The sequence below is a fragment of the Vibrio mangrovi genome, from assembly GCF_024346955.1.
Lineage (GTDB): Bacteria > Pseudomonadota > Gammaproteobacteria > Enterobacterales > Vibrionaceae > Vibrio > Vibrio mangrovi.
The window spans coordinates 598269-615491 of record NZ_AP024884.1 but is presented as its reverse complement, the minus strand read 5'-3'; the positions used below and the strand labels follow the sequence as shown (position 1 = coordinate 615491).

Annotated in this window: 13 protein-coding genes and 1 tRNA gene; 1 reads left to right on the top strand and 13 read right to left on the bottom strand. The window is 44.6% G+C overall.

The window, feature by feature from the left end:
- Nucleotides 1-72 precede the first annotated feature (72 nt).
- From pntB to OCU74_RS18915, 4 genes are all read right to left on the bottom strand, one after another.
- Nucleotides 73-1452 carry a Re/Si-specific NAD(P)(+) transhydrogenase subunit beta gene (gene pntB / locus OCU74_RS18930; protein WP_087480816.1) on the bottom strand — a complete coding sequence of 460 codons (1380 nt, stop codon included), beginning with the start codon at nt 1450-1452 and terminating at the stop codon, nt 73-75.
- A 13-nt stretch (nt 1453-1465) separates the two neighbouring features.
- Nucleotides 1466-3001 carry a Re/Si-specific NAD(P)(+) transhydrogenase subunit alpha gene (locus OCU74_RS18925; RefSeq protein WP_087480817.1) on the bottom strand — a complete coding sequence of 512 codons (1536 nt, stop codon included), beginning with the start codon at nt 2999-3001 and terminating at the stop codon, nt 1466-1468.
- A gap of 276 nt (nt 3002-3277) precedes the next feature.
- Nucleotides 3278-3562, bottom strand: a complete 285-nt coding sequence (locus tag OCU74_RS18920; protein ID WP_087480818.1) for an HlyU family transcriptional regulator — start codon at nt 3560-3562, stop codon at nt 3278-3280.
- Nucleotides 3563-3949, bottom strand: a complete 387-nt coding sequence (locus tag OCU74_RS18915) for a late competence development ComFB family protein (protein ID WP_087480819.1) — start codon at nt 3947-3949, stop codon at nt 3563-3565.
- A gap of 326 nt (nt 3950-4275) precedes the next feature.
- Here OCU74_RS18915 and OCU74_RS18910 point away from each other — a divergent pair, with 326 nt between their 5' ends.
- Nucleotides 4276-5526 (top strand): GGDEF domain-containing protein, encoded by a 1251-nt coding sequence (locus tag OCU74_RS18910; RefSeq protein ID WP_087480820.1) that lies wholly within the window; start codon nt 4276-4278, stop codon nt 5524-5526.
- Nucleotides 5527-5641: 115 nt separating this feature from the next.
- Here the strand turns inward: OCU74_RS18910 and OCU74_RS18905 are convergent.
- The 9 genes from OCU74_RS18905 to OCU74_RS18865 form a co-directional block, all read right to left on the bottom strand.
- Nucleotides 5642-5716, bottom strand: a tRNA-Gly gene (locus OCU74_RS18905).
- Nucleotides 5717-5871: 155 nt separating this feature from the next.
- Nucleotides 5872-7515, bottom strand: a complete 1644-nt coding sequence (locus OCU74_RS18900) for an electron transfer flavoprotein-ubiquinone oxidoreductase (protein ID WP_087480821.1) — start codon at nt 7513-7515, stop codon at nt 5872-5874.
- A gap of 50 nt (nt 7516-7565) precedes the next feature.
- Nucleotides 7566-8495 carry an electron transfer flavoprotein subunit alpha/FixB family protein gene (locus OCU74_RS18895; RefSeq protein WP_087480822.1) on the bottom strand — a complete coding sequence of 310 codons (930 nt, stop codon included), beginning with the start codon at nt 8493-8495 and terminating at the stop codon, nt 7566-7568.
- On the bottom strand, nt 8495-9244 hold the full coding sequence (locus OCU74_RS18890) for an electron transfer flavoprotein subunit beta/FixA family protein (protein WP_087480823.1): 750 nt from the start codon (nt 9242-9244) through the stop codon (nt 8495-8497). The genes OCU74_RS18895 and OCU74_RS18890 overlap by 1 nt, the downstream gene beginning before the upstream one ends.
- Before the next feature lie 40 nt (nt 9245-9284).
- The gene (locus OCU74_RS18885; protein ID WP_087480824.1) at nt 9285-10430 is read right to left on the bottom strand and encodes an acyl-CoA dehydrogenase family protein; all 1146 of its coding nucleotides are present in this window, start codon (nt 10428-10430) and stop codon (nt 9285-9287) included.
- Between the two features lie 608 nt (nt 10431-11038).
- Entirely contained in the window at nt 11039-13156 is a 2118-nt protein-coding gene (locus OCU74_RS18880) for an alpha-galactosidase (protein WP_087480825.1), read from the bottom strand.
- Nucleotides 13157-13443: 287 nt separating this feature from the next.
- Entirely contained in the window at nt 13444-15099 is a 1656-nt protein-coding gene (locus tag OCU74_RS18875; RefSeq protein ID WP_087480826.1) for an ABC transporter ATP-binding protein, read from the bottom strand.
- A 15-nt stretch (nt 15100-15114) separates the two neighbouring features.
- Nucleotides 15115-16197 (bottom strand): ABC transporter permease, encoded by a 1083-nt coding sequence (locus OCU74_RS18870; protein ID WP_087480827.1) that lies wholly within the window; start codon nt 16195-16197, stop codon nt 15115-15117.
- An 8-nt stretch (nt 16198-16205) separates the two neighbouring features.
- Nucleotides 16206-17204 carry an ABC transporter permease gene (locus OCU74_RS18865; RefSeq protein WP_087480828.1) on the bottom strand — a complete coding sequence of 333 codons (999 nt, stop codon included), beginning with the start codon at nt 17202-17204 and terminating at the stop codon, nt 16206-16208.
- Between the last annotated feature and the right edge of the window lie 19 nt (nt 17205-17223).

Genomic DNA, 17223 nt, shown 5'->3' with positions numbered 1-17223 from the left:
CAATAATGTGTCCCGAAAATAAAAAAAGCCAGCATTATCGCCGGCTTGAATCATAAGCTATCACTTAAAGCATCATTCCAGGTGTTCCAGAATGTGCAGGCACGAAGCTTTTGCATCACCGAACAGCATATGCGTATTCTCTTTAAAGAATAGTGGATTCTGCACACCTGCATACCCGGTATTCATCGAGCGTTTAAACACGATCACATCTTTCGCATTCCATACTTCCAAAACCGGCATACCGGCAATCGGACTGTTAGGATCCTCTAATGCTGCGGGGTTGACCGTATCGTTCGCGCCAATAACAAGCACCGTATCTGTTTCACTGAAATCCTCGTTGATTTCATCCATTTCAAGAACAATTTCATACGGTACTTTCGCTTCCGCTAACAGAACATTCATATGACCCGGTAAACGTCCGGCCACCGGATGGATACCAAACCGGACTTCTACGCCATGAGCTCTCAGCTTTTCTGTAATTTCAGAAACGGGATACTGAGCCTGAGCAACCGCCATACCATATCCTGGAGTGATCACCACTGATTTCGAGTTTTTCAGTAACTCAGCAACATCCTCAGCCATGATCTCACGGTGTTCCCCTCCCTCCTCGGTATCACTGATCACCACTTCCTGACCAAATCCACCAGCAATCACACTGATAAAAGAGCGATTCATCGCTTTACACATGATGTAAGAAAGAATTGCACCGGAAGAACCGACGAGTGCACCAGTAACAATCAGCAGATCGTTTGCCAACATAAAACCCGCGGCGGCGGCGGCCCATCCTGAATATGAGTTCAGCATAGAAACAACAACCGGCATATCGGCACCGCCAATAGAAGCAACCAGATGATAGCCAAACACAAAAGCAATCAGAGTCATCACAATCAGCGCAAAATAACTACCGTCAACATTCACGAAGTAGATCAGCAATAACGCAGAAACAATTACTGCTGCCAGATTCCACTTATGCTTATGCGGAATATTCAATGGTGAAGATTTGATCACTCCGTGTAGTTTTCCAAACGCAACAATCGAACCGGTAAATGTTACCGCACCGATGAAAACACCTAAGAAAACTTCAACCAGATGGATCACATGCTCCGCATGTGTCGCTGTTTCCGGCGCTTCAATGAAGCTGTTGAATCCTACAAGTACAGCAGCCATCCCCACAAAACTATGGAGAATAGCAACCAACTGAGGCATTTGCGTCATTTCAACTTTCTTGGCAAGGTGCATACCAATCGTGCCACCAATTGCCATCGCAATAATAATCCAGGCGAAACCAGATGTATCAGGTGCAAAAATAGTCGCCAACAAGGCAATTGCCATTCCGGTAATACCGTAGTAATTCCCGACTTTAGCCGACTCTTGTTTGGATAAGCCAGCCAGACTCATCACAAAAAATAAAGCAGCAACGATATACGCCGCTTGTACCAATCCTGCAGACATTCGTTACTCCTTGTTAGCCTCTACGGAACATTTCAAGCATACGTTTCGTGACAGTGAAGCCGCCAAATATATTGATACTAGCGATCAATACGGCCACAAACGACAAAAACGTCACAAAACTATTTCCCTGGCCAATTTGCAATAAAGCCCCGATAACAATAATCCCTGAAATCGCGTTAGTTACTGACATTAAAGGTGTATGCAATGCATGAGTTACATTCCAAACCACGTAATAACCAACCACACAGGCTAATACAAAAACTGTAAAGTGACTTAAAAAAGCCGCAGGCGCAACAGAAGCAACCCAGGCAAATGCACCAACACCAACGGCCAGACCGAATGCTTTTTTCACTGGTGATACAGGCTTTGCTTCCTCTTTCTGCACTGGTTTCACTGGCTCAGATTTAGCCTGAGGTTGTGCCGAAACCTGAATCGGGGGTGCTGGCCAGGTAACTTCACCTTCTTTAATAACAGTCACACCACGCTGGACGACATCATCAAAGTCAATGAGAATCTCACCATCTTTTTCTTTGCATAATAACTTCAGCAAATTCACCAGGTTGGTTGCATACAGCTGAGAAGACTGAGTTGGCAGACGTCCAACCATATCCGTGTAACCGATAATTTTTACACCATTGTCAGTCGTAATTACCTGATCGGCAACGGTATATTCACAGTTGCCGCCATTCGCAGCAGCCAGATCAACAATCACACTCCCCGCTTTCATGCTGTCAACCATCTCTTTGGTGATGAGCTTGGGAGCTGGTCTACCGGGAATTAACGCTGTTGTGATAATAATATCGACATCCTGTGCCTGCTCTGCATAAAGCTCTGCTGCTTTACGATTGAAATCGTCAGACATCTCTTTAGCATAACCATCACCGGATCCGGAAGTCTCCTGAAAATCAACAGAAAGGAACTCCGCACCCATGGATTGTACCTGTTCTTTAACTTCAGGACGCACATCAAAAGCCCGGACAATCGCACCTAAACTTCCGGCTGCACCAATTGCTGCCAATCCGGCAACACCAGCTCCGGCAACAAATACTTTCGCCGGTGGAACCTTACCAGCTGCTGTAATCTGCCCGGTAAAGAAACGTCCGAATTCATGCGCTGCTTCAACAACCGCCCGGTAACCGGCGATATTTGCCATTGATGATAAAGCATCAAGTGACTGAGCCCGAGAAATCCTCGGTACAGAATCCATTGCAAGGACATTGATTTTCTTGCTGGACAGGGTTTCCAGTAATTCAGGATTCTGGGCTGGCCAGATAAAACTGATCAGAGTTGTCCCTTCTTTAATAAGCTCAATTTCTTCAGAAGTTGGCGCATTAACTTTTAAGATAATATCGGCATTCCATACTTCTTCATTTGATACAATCCGGGCTCCTGCTGCTTCGAAACTTTGGTTTTCAAAACTAGCGTTCTCACCGGCATGAGCTTCAACAAGAACGTCGAACCCCAGCTTTAACAGCTGCCCCACCGAAGTTGGCGAAGCTGCAACTCGCGTTTCACCCGCAAGTCGTTCTTTAGGCACACCAATTTGCATAGCTATTCCCTTATGATTGGCACAGTTAATATTCTTTTTTTATCTAACGGCTTGCTTAAACTCAAGCAAATTGCAATAAAGCACAACCGATTTTTCTTTATAACACGTTGTGCTAACTGCTTTGGTCCAACATCTTCCATGAACCATTCACCATACTAACGAGAATGATTAGTGAATTGAATATCATGGTAAAAATTAATCATCGCAAAAAAAGAAACCACAAGCTTATCGGCTTGTGGTTTCTTTCATCATGATTTTAATCAACTTGAACAGAACTCAACTGAAGATCTTTTCGCCCATCTGATCAATAAACATTTTTGCTTTAGTAACCATTAACTCATCAGCACTGCTGCGACTCATCAACACATCTGATCGAATGAAGCGATGTTCTCTCATTTCACCATTGATTTCCCGGGTAATTCGTCCGGCAACCCGAAACTGACCGTTTTCCGCAATAGACTCGGGGAAAATAGCAAAATCTTTGTAATAGACAGGTTCGGCACTAGACGAAGCTTCCTGATGCTGGCTGCGCTGACCGAACAGCCGAGATAAAAATCCCACTTATTTCTCCTTCTGATGATCCGTATGATGACCAAGAATCGGACTCTCATACCATTCCAACTCTAAATCATCATCATAACGTGCTGTTGCAACAACAATTGGAATTTCCCGATACTCCGGATTCCGACGGCGATCATTCTGAATCATCGTTTCTCCGGCTTCAACCGCATCTTTTGCAAACTGTTTTAACTTCACCAACCGTTCTTCCGGAAGAGCCGATAAGAAATCGATATCATGGCGAATATATACGGGACGAAGCTGACTCAACGCTAAACAGGCAAGATCCGCCAATTGTTCATGATCGTATCGCTCCTTAAAATCATCTGAACTCAGGATCTGACCGACTAAATTTTCCATATAATTATGGACATCAACACTGATATGCATCTTTATTCTCCATCGATTATCAGGACCAGAATAGATTCAATTCCCCAAAAAATAGCAGACAGAATTCAGGGTATATCATAACCATAGCTTCAGATAACCTGTCTGACACATTTTTGTTCACGGATATGACAATGTCATCAATCAGGAGAGCTCGATCCCCTTCATCTTTTGAATTTTTAGGGACGATGTTATCCGGATTGCAAGTGCATCCAATCACTTATTTTTAACAAAAAATTCAATAAAAGCGCAGGAAAATCAATAAAACTGTGTATTTCTGGCGAAAAATCACGTAAAGTTCAACCAATTGTTTGACGAATCAATCATCTATGCCTTCAATGTCGGTCAGTCCTTCCTGGTTCCGTTCTCTGCTCCCTGTTTTACTTATCATGGCTATCCATATTGGTATTGGTCATGAAATGATCACTTCGCTATCAAATTCAAGTGTATTGGTCAATCTGCCCTATGTATTGTTTTTCACTTCATTAATGATCGCACAAATATTTAAACAGAGCCGAATGGGTATGCTGGCAGTGGCTCAGTTACTCGCCTATGCAGTCATACAATTTCGTTTACAAACACCATTAACGTCCGGTTCAACATTACTGGAGCTGTCTTTGCTGGCTCTGCTCTTTCCGATCAGTTGTGTCATGAGCTATGTATTTCGTGATTCCGGCCTGGTCACCAAAGATTTCTTATATTATCTGCTTGCCCAGGGAATGTTCTTTCTCTGGTCGTTGCTGATTCTCGATCATTTTAATCAGGGAAACTTTCCTGATATTTTCACGCAGTTGCTATCATCTGTTCCGCAGATATCGCGATTACCTTTCATTCTGTTTCTTTACCTGATCGTTCTGAGCGGTATCACTATGCTTCTGCTGCTGAGAAAAAACCGCAAACTCGATGCCGTCGTTTATACATCTATACTGCTTACATCCGATGTCTTCGTTTTTTTTCACATCCCTCACATCTCCAGCATACTATTTTCTATCTCAGGTATTTTTCTGGTGTTGTATGTCATCGCCGCCGGACATGAGCTCGCATTTAATGATCGATTAACCAATATTCCCGGTAGAGCCGCACTCGATAATGCAATGAAACATCTGGGGCGCCGTTTTACTATCGCAATGATCGACGTCGATCATTTCAAGCAATTTAATGATAACTATGGCCATGATACTGGAGATGATGTCTTAAAACTTGTTGCCAGCAGGCTACGTCAGGTGAAAGGAAGAGCTAAAGTCTATCGCTATGGCGGTGAGGAATTTACTGTTCTCTTTAAAGGTAAAACGACAGAAGAAGCATTCGACTATCTTGAAGCCTTACGTCAGGATATTCAGGATTACGACATGCACCTCCGAAACACTGACAAACGCCCCAAGAATGATAAGCTTGGTCGTATGAAACGTCAGAAAAATCAGGCAAATAGTACCGTTAATATCACTGTCAGCATCGGAGTCAGTGATAGTCAATCCAGCCGTGATCCTCAGGAAGTCATCAAATATGCTGATCAGGCACTTTACAAAGCAAAGAAAACCGGACGAAACAGAGTGTCGGCTATGAATGTCGTTGATAAATAGGCGACAAATAACATAACACCAGTCGACTAAAACTGAATACTAATTCTCTTTGGAAACTGAACGATAAAGTAGTGAATAATGAAGATAAGTATTTCAGAGGGAAGAAATAATAATTTGGAGCGGGCAGCGGGAATCGAACCCGCATCATCAGCTTGGAAGGCTGAGGTAATAGCCATTATACGATGCCCGCGCATCGATTTGACGCCACTAATATGCCACAACCTGAAAAAAAGAAAAGGCCTATTTGCAAAAAAATGATTTGATTGCACACTTCATAATCAAATTAATTTCAAATGGTTAACGTACGACCAACTTTTCTGCCCAACCAAAGCAATAATCAATCAGTTACATATTTTTATATACTGGTCCACCTCCACCTTCAGGCGGTGTCCAGGTAATGTTCTGAGCCGGATCTTTAATGTCACATGCCTTACAATGAAGGCAATTCTGAGCATCAATAGCAAACCGTTTCTCACGATTCTCTTCAACAATGTTATAAACACCGGCAGGACAATATCTCTGTGCCGGTTCACCATATACGGCAAAGTTTTCTGCCAATGGAATATCCGGGTTATGCAGTCTAAGGTGACATGGCTGGTCATGTTCATGGGAAACATTAGCAATATAAACTGAGGATGCTTTATCGAAGCTAAGCTCATCATCCGGTTTGGGGTAGTTAATCGGCTGACATTGGCTGAGTGGTACCATTTGTGCGTGGTCAGCCTGATTATCCCGGATTCGACCGGGTAATTTGCCACGAAAGATGTTCTGTTCGACAAAATTAAACAGACCACCACCTAAAGGGCCGAATTTATGGATGGCTGCACTACTATTTCTTGCTGCATACAGCTCTTCATAAAGCCAGGATTGCTGTAATTGTTCTGAATATGATGTCAGATCCAATCCGTGAGTTTCCTGTGAGAGTTCAGGATAGAGTGTTTCTGCAGCCAGCATACCTGATTTCATGGCAGTATGAATGCCTTTCAGTTTGGCGCTGTTAAGGACTCCGGCCTCACATCCAATCAAGATTCCTCCGGGAAACGTCATCTTAGGGAGCGAACTATAGCCACCTTTGGTCAAGGTTCTGGCACCATATGATAACCGTTGTCCACCACTGAGATACCGGGCAATCTCCGGATGATGCTTCATCCGCTGAAATTCTTCGAATGGACTAAGATGTGCATTCGCATAATTCAAATCAACGACAAGTCCGATGGCAACCTGATAATCATCGATAAAATACATAAAACTGCCACCGTGAGCATTGTCCCCCAATGGCCAGCCAAAGTGATGAATCACCTTGCCTAACTGATGATGTTCGGGCTTGACTTGCCAAATTTCTTTCAGTCCCAGACTGAAATGTTGGGCATCGGCATCCCGATCCAGCTGATATCGTTCAATGAGTTGTTTTCCAAGATGTCCCCGGCTTCCTTCGGCGAATAACGTGTATTTACCACGCAATTCAATTCCCGGCATATGGTCAGATTTCGGTTCTCCCCGCACATTCAGTCCCATATCACCGGTAATCACACCACAAACTTCATTGTTCTCATTAACCAGCAGATCGTATGCAGTGAAGCCCGTAAAAATTTCTACGCCAAGCTGCTCGGCCTGAGCGGCCAGCCACTGACAAAGTTTTCCCTGCCTGACCAGATAATTTCCCTGATGATGCATACTCTGAGGAACAAATATATTGGGAATCTGCCAGGCACTTTGTTGATTGCGAAGATAAAAGAGAGTTTCCTGATCAACCTGAGTTGAAAGAGGTGCACTCCTTTGCTGCCAATCCGGGAAAAGCTCATCCAAAGCCCGACTTTCCATAATTGCGCCAGACAAAGCATGTGCGCCAATTTCAGCGCCTTTTTCAATCAGACAAACGCTCAATTCCTGATGTCCTGCTTGTGCCAGTTGCATCAGACGACAGGCGGCTGACAGACCGGATGGTCCGCCGCCAACGATCACAACATCAAAATCCAGGGCTTCCCGCATTGATTTCTCCACACACGATGTAAAACAAATCACCACATTGCCAATGTGATTTACAATTTTTCGATGAGTTCAGGAAGAACATCCATACAGTCTGCAACAAGAACATAGTCAGAAGATTTAAATATTGGTGCATCTGCATCATGATTGATGGCCACAATGGTTTTGGCGTCCTTAACACCGGATGTGTGCTGAATAGCTCCGGAAATACCCACGGCAATATATAAATCAGGCGCAATTACTTTTCCAGTCTGCCCAATCTGAAGATCATTCCCGGTGAATCCTGCATCGACAGCCGCTCGCGTTCCTCCGATTGCCGCTCCAAGTTTATCCCCCAATGTTTCCAGCAAGGTGAAATTAGTTTCGTTTCCAAGCCCTCTTCCACCGCCGATCACAATACGTGCTGACGACAGTTCAGGACGAGAAGACTCAACAGTCCGATGACTGATCACCTGAGAGAGGCGCATGTCTTCTATGACGGGCACAGGAACCACAGCAGCAGAGCCACCCGTTTCGGAAAATGCAGAAAAAGCGGTTGAACGTATTGTCATCATTTTAATCGGATCGGCAGATTGTATTGTGGCAATCGCACTTCCCGAATAAATGGGTTTACAGAAAGTATCATGACTCTCGATATCAATGACTTCGGAAATAAATGAAACATCCAGCAACGCTGCCGCCCGGGGTAAAAAGTTCTTTGAAAACGCAGTTGCAGCAGCGACAACATGGGTATAATCCTTCGCAATATTAGCAAGCAGATTAGCAATATTCTCAGCCAGTACATCAGCATATATATCCGCATCTGCGACCAGAACAGTTGAAATTCCGGTCAGGTGAGTAGCCTGTTCAACGACTAAATCGCAATGACTACCAACGATCAGCAGATGAATATCTTCACCAATCTGCTTTCCTGCTCCGATTGCATTGAATGTAACCTCCCCTAATTTGAGATGATCATGTTCAGCAATAACCAAAATAGCCATCAGATTACCCTCGCCTCGTTTTTCAGTTTATTCACTAACTCTTCAACGCTATCAACCTTGATACCGGCTCTCTGACCATTCAGAGATTCAACATGGATCAAACGGGTTCGACGCTGCATCACAACACCTAAACTCTCTGCTGAAATAGCTTCGATCGGCTTTCTTCTGGCTTTCATCACATTAGGCAAAGAGGCATGGCGGGGTTTGTTCAGTGGTAAATCGGCAGTGAGGACTGTCGGCAATGTCAGGCGAACGACCTGCTGACCATGGTCGATTTCCCGGGTGACAAGAACAGATTCAGAATCAATTTCAATATCTGAAGCAAATGTTCCCTGAGAGATCCCCAGTAAACCTGCCAACATCTGTCCTGTCTGATTATTATCATTATCAACCGACTGCTTACCGGCAAATATCAGTGCTGGCTGTTCCTTTTCAACAACCTTCGCCAGTAGTTTCGCGATAATCAGCGGATCCAGATGATCTTCAGCTTCTACATGGATCGCACGATCCGCTCCCAGAGCCAGTGCAGTTCTGAGCTGTTCTTGACATGCCAGAACGCCGACTGAAACAGCAACGATTTCTGATATCACTCCGGCTTCCTTATGCTGTATTGCTTCTTCCAAAGCTATTTCACAATAAGGATTCAATACCATCTTCGCATCAGATAAATCGACACAACTCTGGTCAGATTGCACACGGACCGCCAAAGCCGGATCCGCGACTCGTTTTATTGCTACTAATGCTTTCATATACCTAGCCTTATTCGATTCTGTACAGTTATCCGTTCGCTCAGAGCCCTAACTTTCTTGCAATAATGCCTCTCTGAATGTCATTCGATCCGGAAAAGATTCTTGAAGGTACAGCATCAAGAAGTAACTGCATCACTCCCATCTCTTTTTCTATTGCCGAGCCACCAAATGTTTGGATCGCGTCCAAACCGGACTGAACTGCCGACTCGGAAATGACGAGTTTACTCATTGCAATTTCCAGTTCGCTGTCCTTGCCCTGATCATAAAGCCAACCGGCACGGTATAAGAGAAGACGGGAAGTATCTAAGCGAATCTTCATATCGACAATCCGGTTGGATACCGATTGATTCTGTGCAATTGCCCGGCCAAATTGCTGCCGCTCTCGGGCATGGAGAATCACTTTTTCAAGCATGCGATCCATTGCACCAACATAATATGCAAACAGGCATCCTTTTTCCCAAATCATGGAATCATAGAACATTGCCCCACCCGCACCTTCCGCTCCTATACGGTGAGACTCAGAAACGAAAACATCCTGCAGATACACTTCGGACCACAAGCAGGTACTCAGACAATCTTTCTCATGATGGCTGCCAATCGTCAGCCCATCAGCATCTTTCGGTACCAGAAATGCACTGATTCCCAGAAAACCCATTCCCGGGTTCGTTTTAGCGTAGACAAGGAAATAATCGGCAATTGGTGCGTTGGTAATGAAACATTTTTTCCCATTCAGACGATAACCATCGGGAACCCGTTCAGCCGTTGATTTCATCCCATAAATATCAGAGCCTGCTTCCGGTTCGGTTGCAGCATTCGCCATCATGTTTGTTCCATCAATCAATCCCGGCAAGTAGGTTTGCTTGAGAGTCTGACTTGCAAAACTACAGAATGGCACAACACAGGCAAATAGATGGGCAGAAAGAGAAAATGCCAGCCCTAAGTCACTACAACCTTTTCCTAACGCTTCAACCATAAGCATGGTCTCCAGCGTTGACAGCCCACTTCCACCATCTTCTTCAGGGATAGACAAGCTTGCATAACCAAACTTTGCTGCTTCTTCCCATAAGCCGCGATCAAAAGAGTGTGCTGCTATACGCTCACCAGCCCCCGGTTCTAAGACATCTGAGGCAAAACGAAATGCCGTATCGTATAGCTCAATCTGTTGCTTTGTTAGTTCAAAGTTCATACTTACACCTTTAATTAGGAATAAATTTCCAAAACCATATGAACCACATCCATGAAAATAAGTGCAGTACCACAAATTTATACTTGTGCAATCTAAATGTATTTCTGCATATAAGAATATTTCTTATTTCATCAGGAGCTGACGAATGACATTGAATCCATTATTTGTCTAATTATAAAAATTTCCTGCCTGTCTTTATCTGTCGATATGTTCGAATCAGGTCTGCACTTTATTATTAAATATCAGGAGGTGTCTAAAATTAAATTATCAATACGGTAAATATCATAAACATACATTTTTCTATATGGCTAGTCATACCTGTCATATATTCAGCATACAACACACATTTAGCTGCTTATTCAATAGAATTTTATCAATAGCACTGAACGTACAATGGCAGATATTGACTTTAAAAAACGGGAAGTTAATCAACATCAAAAATATATGACAATTTATTAATGATTTTGTTTCAAATAATTTGAAAAAGATAATTACATGAATTTTTCATGAAGGAAAGATGACATACATCGCAAAACATATTAAACCAAAAAAATAAGATTAACCGCTCATCAAAATATCTGAGCGGTTAAATTCAGAGAGATTATCTGTTAATTAATACGTTCCAACTTAATCAGCATTGCTGTTTCCGGATCGAGTACCGGCAGAACAATGCCAACTTCCCGGCACCAGGAACCTGACACTTCACAACCCGATGCTGTCCATGATGGCTGAGTATTGACAATCTTCTCGTAAAACGATGGCTTATCCAACACAGAGACCCGGTATGTTGCCTGATCATTCAGACCGGGAATTCTTAAATGCCCGCTCAGTGAGTTGGTTGGCATTGCGAGTTGTGCAACTAACACGACAGCTTCTGACTGATCTTCAGACACGACAGCCTGAACCTGATGGGCTTCATCATCAGTCGGAATCCGCCAGTTTGTTCCGGAATGAAGTAGCGGCCGTATTGATTTATGCAATGCGACATAACGTGCAAAATTTTCTTTCTCCGTCACATCTTCTTTCACCGGATCGAGTTCGATTCCCATATGTCCAAACAACGCAGTCAGACCACGGAACTCAATACTGTGACGCCGGCGGGAACAGTGACAGTGCCCCGAACCAATATGGCTGCCCATCACCTCCGGTGGGAAAAAGTAGCTCATTCCCCGCTGAATATGCTGCCTTTCCAGTGCATCATTATTGTCTGATGGCCAGAACCGATCCGTACGCTTGAGAATTTCATAATCAATTCGCCCACCGCCGGAAGCACAGGACTCGATACTGACATGAGGAAACTGCGTACGGAGTTTATCAACCAGGTCATAAAACCGTTCTGTCTGGCGTACACCCGAAGCTCTGCCTTCGTGCCCGGGCTGAACAATTTCACGATTCATATCCCATTTTATATAAGCAATATTGTACTGACCTAAGAAATGCGACAGTCTTTCATATAGGTAATCAAACGCATCATTATTTTGTAGATCAATGACATATTGATTTCTTCCTGTCGGTTGTTCATAACCATCAACAGCCAATAACCAATCCGGATGAGCCCGGTAAAGATCGGAATCTTTATTGATCATTTCCGGCTCAAACCAAAGACCAAATTCCATTCCCAAACGATTGACATGCGCGATCACCGGTTCCAGTCCATTGGGGTATTTTGTTTCATCCAGAAACCAGTCACCCAACGCTGCGGTATCATCATCCCGGGCTTTAAACCAGCCATCATCAATGATAAAACGCTCAACTCCCAGCTCGGCAGCCTGAGTTGCCATGGACATAATGTACTCGGGGTCATGGTCGAAATAGATCCCTTCCCAGGTATTCAGATGGACCGGACGGACCTTTGACGTAAAATCAGGAGAAATCACTGAATTACGGACATGTGCATGGAACTGTTGACTCATACCATTCAGACCACGATCACTATAACTTGCATAAAGCCACGGCGTTGTCAGACTTTCACCTTCCTCTAAAACAACTTCTCCCGGCAAGTAAATCACTTCAGCCTGCATATAACGGCGTCCATCCGCTTTGACATCAGCACGAAGCCGGTGATTTCCACTCCATGCAAAGTGAAATCCCCATACATCCCCAACGATCTCACTGAAATTCTGAGAACCGGCAACCAGAGCCGGATAGTGCTCGTGAGATGTACGGCCACGGCGGTTTTCCTGCTGATAACCGCCGTGAAGCAATGGCTGGCGCTGCGTCTGAAACTCTTTTACCCAACGCCCGTAGAATGTCATTAATTCTTTGGCTTTCGCCGGCAATGGTAATGTATTGGCAAAACGGTTGATCTGATACTGACCGGATTTCGTATTGGTTACGGTATGACGGGTTTTTACAACATCGTACTCATCCAGCTGGATTTCCGTACTCAGGCAAAGCCCTGCCTGCGGGTCTTCACTCTCAAGGCTGAGTTTATGATCACTTTGTTCAATATTTTTCAGAACAAATACCGGTGCCCAGTCCTGCCCGTTACGATGTCCCTCAAGACCCGGGCTGCTGAATAGTCCCCGCCCCAACTCAGGTGACAACGTCACAGAAACATCTTTGTCTAAACGCCCCTGAGGAACGGGTCGGTATAAGGCTGAACGACAGCGGTCTAAATCCCCGCTAACTTTATTTCCCCAATGCAGTATCTCTGCAAACTCTCCTACTTCAATGATTAATTGAGTCTGCTTTCCTGTTAATTCAATCAGCTTTCGCTCTTGCATAGCATTTACTCTTTAGTTCAAAGTCACATATTAATTTCATCAGGAATGAGAAATCGCCGAATAATAAAATACTGATTACTTCGGATTGAATTGATTAAAAGTATGAAGGATAGATGAACATCCTATTTAACTTTTATTTCCTGACCCCTAATGATAACCATTCAAAAACAGTTTTCATTGTTCACGTTTATTTATGACAAATAAGTCAATTAATTTCTCACAACAGTAAATTATTCCATTGCCAATACACATGATTCAGCTTTGATAACTTCATCATAAAATTTAAATCAAGCCGCTACTTCAAATGCAGCTTTAATTAATTTTTGTGTGTATTGAACTGTCGAATTTTCCAGAATATCAAGTGTTGGTCCTTCTTCAATCGCTTCTCCGTGCCTCATCACCAGAACACGGTGACAAAGTGATTTCACAACCCGGAGATCGTGACTGATAAACAGATATGAAATCCCCCGCTTTTCCTGTAGCTGCTTCAGTAGCTGTACAATTTGGTTCTGTATCGTCAGGTCAAGTGCAGAAGTCGGCTCATCAAGTAAAATCACTTTGGGTTCCAGAATCAGGGCACGGGCAATCGCGATTCTCTGTCGTTGTCCTCCGGAAAATTCATGGGGATAACGGTTCAGAATATTCGCCGGTAATCCGGCATCCAGTAATGCTTTTTCAAGCCTTATCCGGCGTTCTGACGGTTCCATGCAGAGTTGATTAACCGTTAAGCCTTCCTCCAGTATCTGCTTCACAGACAAACGCGGATTCAGTGAAGAAAACGGATCCTGAAACACTACCTGAATTTCCTTACGCAACTGCCGCAGCTGTTTATCGGAGATATGATTCAGGTGCTGACCGTCGTATGTAATCTCTCCCGACACCTGTCCATCCGACAGCAGTTTAAAAATAGCCATCGCCAGCGTCGTTTTGCCTGAACCGCTTTCTCCGACAATTCCCAGCGTCTCACCTTTTCTGAGCACTACAGAAATATCATCAACAGCCACCAGCCGCTTTGGTGGTTGACGGCCGAAGAAGCTTTTCTTCCCTAATTCAAATTCAACCCGCATCTTGTCGGCTTGCAGGACCACGGGAGATTTTTCCGGTATTGCTTTTGCCAGACCTTTAGGCTCAGAATCAATCAGCATTTGTGTATAAGGGTACTCTGCCGCAGTAAATATATGTTCAGTCGTACCATGCTCGACCACCTCGCCATGTTTCATTACATAAATGTAATCAGCAAACTGGCGAACAATCGTCAGATCATGAGTAATGAGTAAAACGCTCATTCCTTTTTGTAACTGAAGCTCCTTAATCAAACGCAGGATATTCGCCTGAACCGTCACATCGAGTGCCGTGGTTGGTTCATCGGCAATTAACAGATCCGGATTATTCGTCAGTGCCATGGCGATCATGACCCGCTGTCGCTGTCCTCCGGATAACTGGTGAGGATATTGATCATAACGCTCTTCCGGATGAGGAAGCTGCACTGCTTCAAACAATGCCAACGCCTTTTGACGGGCCTCAGTTTTTGACACTTTCTGGTGGATCAGAATCGCTTCACTGATCTGTTCACCCAGTGTATACAACGGATTCAGTGAGGTCATCGGTTCCTGAAAAATCATCGAGATCTGATTTCCCCGTAGTTTCAACAGTTGTCTTTCTGACGACGCAGTAATATCTATATCGCGATAGGTCACCCGGCTCTCTTTACCAAGACGGGCTGATTTAGGCAGTAATCCCATCAGAGATCGGGCAGAGACCGATTTTCCTGAGCCACTCTCACCAACCAGCGCAACCATTTCACCCGCTTTGATGTTATAACTCACGCCTTTTAACGCCTGAACAAAACCATCTTCCGTAGCAAAACCGACATGAAGGTCACTGATACGCGCAATTGTGTTACGACTTGTCAGTCGATTCTCTGATATATGTTGATTATCCATAACTATTCCTTACTTCTACCGGCCAGAATACGGATCAACCGCATCACGCAAACCATCACCCAGTGCGTTAAAGCCTAAAACGGTCACCAGAATGAAACCCACGGGGTAAAGTAACCAGGGATAAGATCCAATAGTCTGGAACTGACCTGCCGAATTCAGCAGAGAACCCCAGCTAAACATCGGTGCTTTAACACCAACGGATAAGAAGCTGAAAAAACTTTCAGTCAATACGATCGTCGGCAGCATAATCGTGGCAAGAACCACGATATTACTGGTTACATTCGGCAGGATGTGCCGCAGGACAATACGCATGTCTTTTGCACCAACCGATTTGGCAGCTCGGATATAGTCCAGATTGCGCATCGATAATGCCTGAGCCCGAACCTGCCGGGCAATGAATGCCCATTGCAATGACGAAAGGATGACGATCAGCATAATGAATACCGAAGTGGAATCGGCGGTTTTCGGCAACACGGCAATCAGTGCCAGGTAAAGCGGCACAGCCGGAAACGCCAGTGCAAGTTCAGCAATACGCTGAACCACGAAATCAAAGCGTCCGCCATGATAACCAGACAGAATGCCGACCACGGTTCCGATTGACACTACAAGCGCAACAACGGCAATGGCAAACAACAAGGTTACCCGGCTACCGAAGAAGCAGCGGGAAATCAAGTCCCGGCCAAGATTGTCTGAACCCAGCAGGAAAATCGGAGAACCATCTTCAAGCCCAACAATATGGCGATCAAAACTCATCCCAAGGAAGAAATATTCCCAGCCTTGGCTGAAAAATTCTAAATAGATCGGATGAGAGTGATCTTCTTTGGTTATCGGCAGAAATGTCACCGGATCAAGATCGACCGTTTTGGCATATACAAATGGCCAGAAATGAAATGTGCCATCCTGATCAATCCAGTGAATACTGGACGGCGCATCATATATGTGACTGCTGAAACGATGGTCCGGATCATTGGGAGAAAAAAATGGTGCAAAAACAGAGGTCATACCCAGAATTGCCAACAGAATCAGACTCATCAGCGCCATTTTGTTTCGTTTAAACCGAACCCAGACTAAGCTCGAATAACTTTGTGATTGTTTCATATTGACACCTACGACAGACGAATTCGGGGATCTAAAACTGCAAGCAGTAAGTCAGCAATCAGATTGCCGATGATGAGCAATGCGGCAATTAACAACATAATCGTACCGATAACGTATGTGTCCTGATCGGCCATTGCCGAGATAATCAACGGGCCGACCGTTGGAATACCGAGGACCATCGCCGCTTCCATTTCCCCCGTGATCATATACGGCAGCGCAACCCCCTGATAAGAGATCAAACTGTGTAATGCATTCGGAACGGCATGTTTGAAAATAACCCGTCTCTCCGGCAATCCTTTGGCTCTGGCCGTTTCGATATACTGCATTTTCAACACGTCCAGCAGGTTGCCCCGCATCAGGCGCAGATTGAATGCCATTCCACCAAAGGCAGCAATAAAGATGACCGGCCAGATATGAATCAGCGTATCGATAAACTTATTCCAGGACATCGGCTGGAAGACATAATCAGGAGAGTTCATCGCCCCGATAGAACCCATGTCCCAGGCGAATATCATGAAATAAACGATAATAATCGCCATCACAAAACGGGGAACAGTCATTGCGACAAATGAAAACAGGGTCGCAACCCGATCTCCCAGACGATTCTGATTCGTAGCCGCATAGATACCAGCCAGAACTCCGAGTAACGTTGCTCCGATATGACAACCCAGAGCGATGAGAATTGTTCTGGGAAGACGTTCCCCAACAACTTCCATCACCGGCTTGTTGTAAGCAAAGGAATAACCGAAGTCGAAATGGAACACAATATTGCTCAGCCAGTTGACATACTGGTTCAGAACCGGTTCATTTAATCCGAACCGGGCCCGTGCCGCTTCTGCAAGCTGTTCAGCCTGTTCAGGCGAAGCACCGCCCATCGAAATTGCCTGATTTTTTATCAAATCACCATAGTCTCCGTCCGGGAGCTGGATGATGACGAATGTGATCGCACTCAGCACCAGCAACAGACCGATAGTGCTCAGCAGACGTTTAAGAATAAATTCGATCATGTTGATACCTCCTATAAAG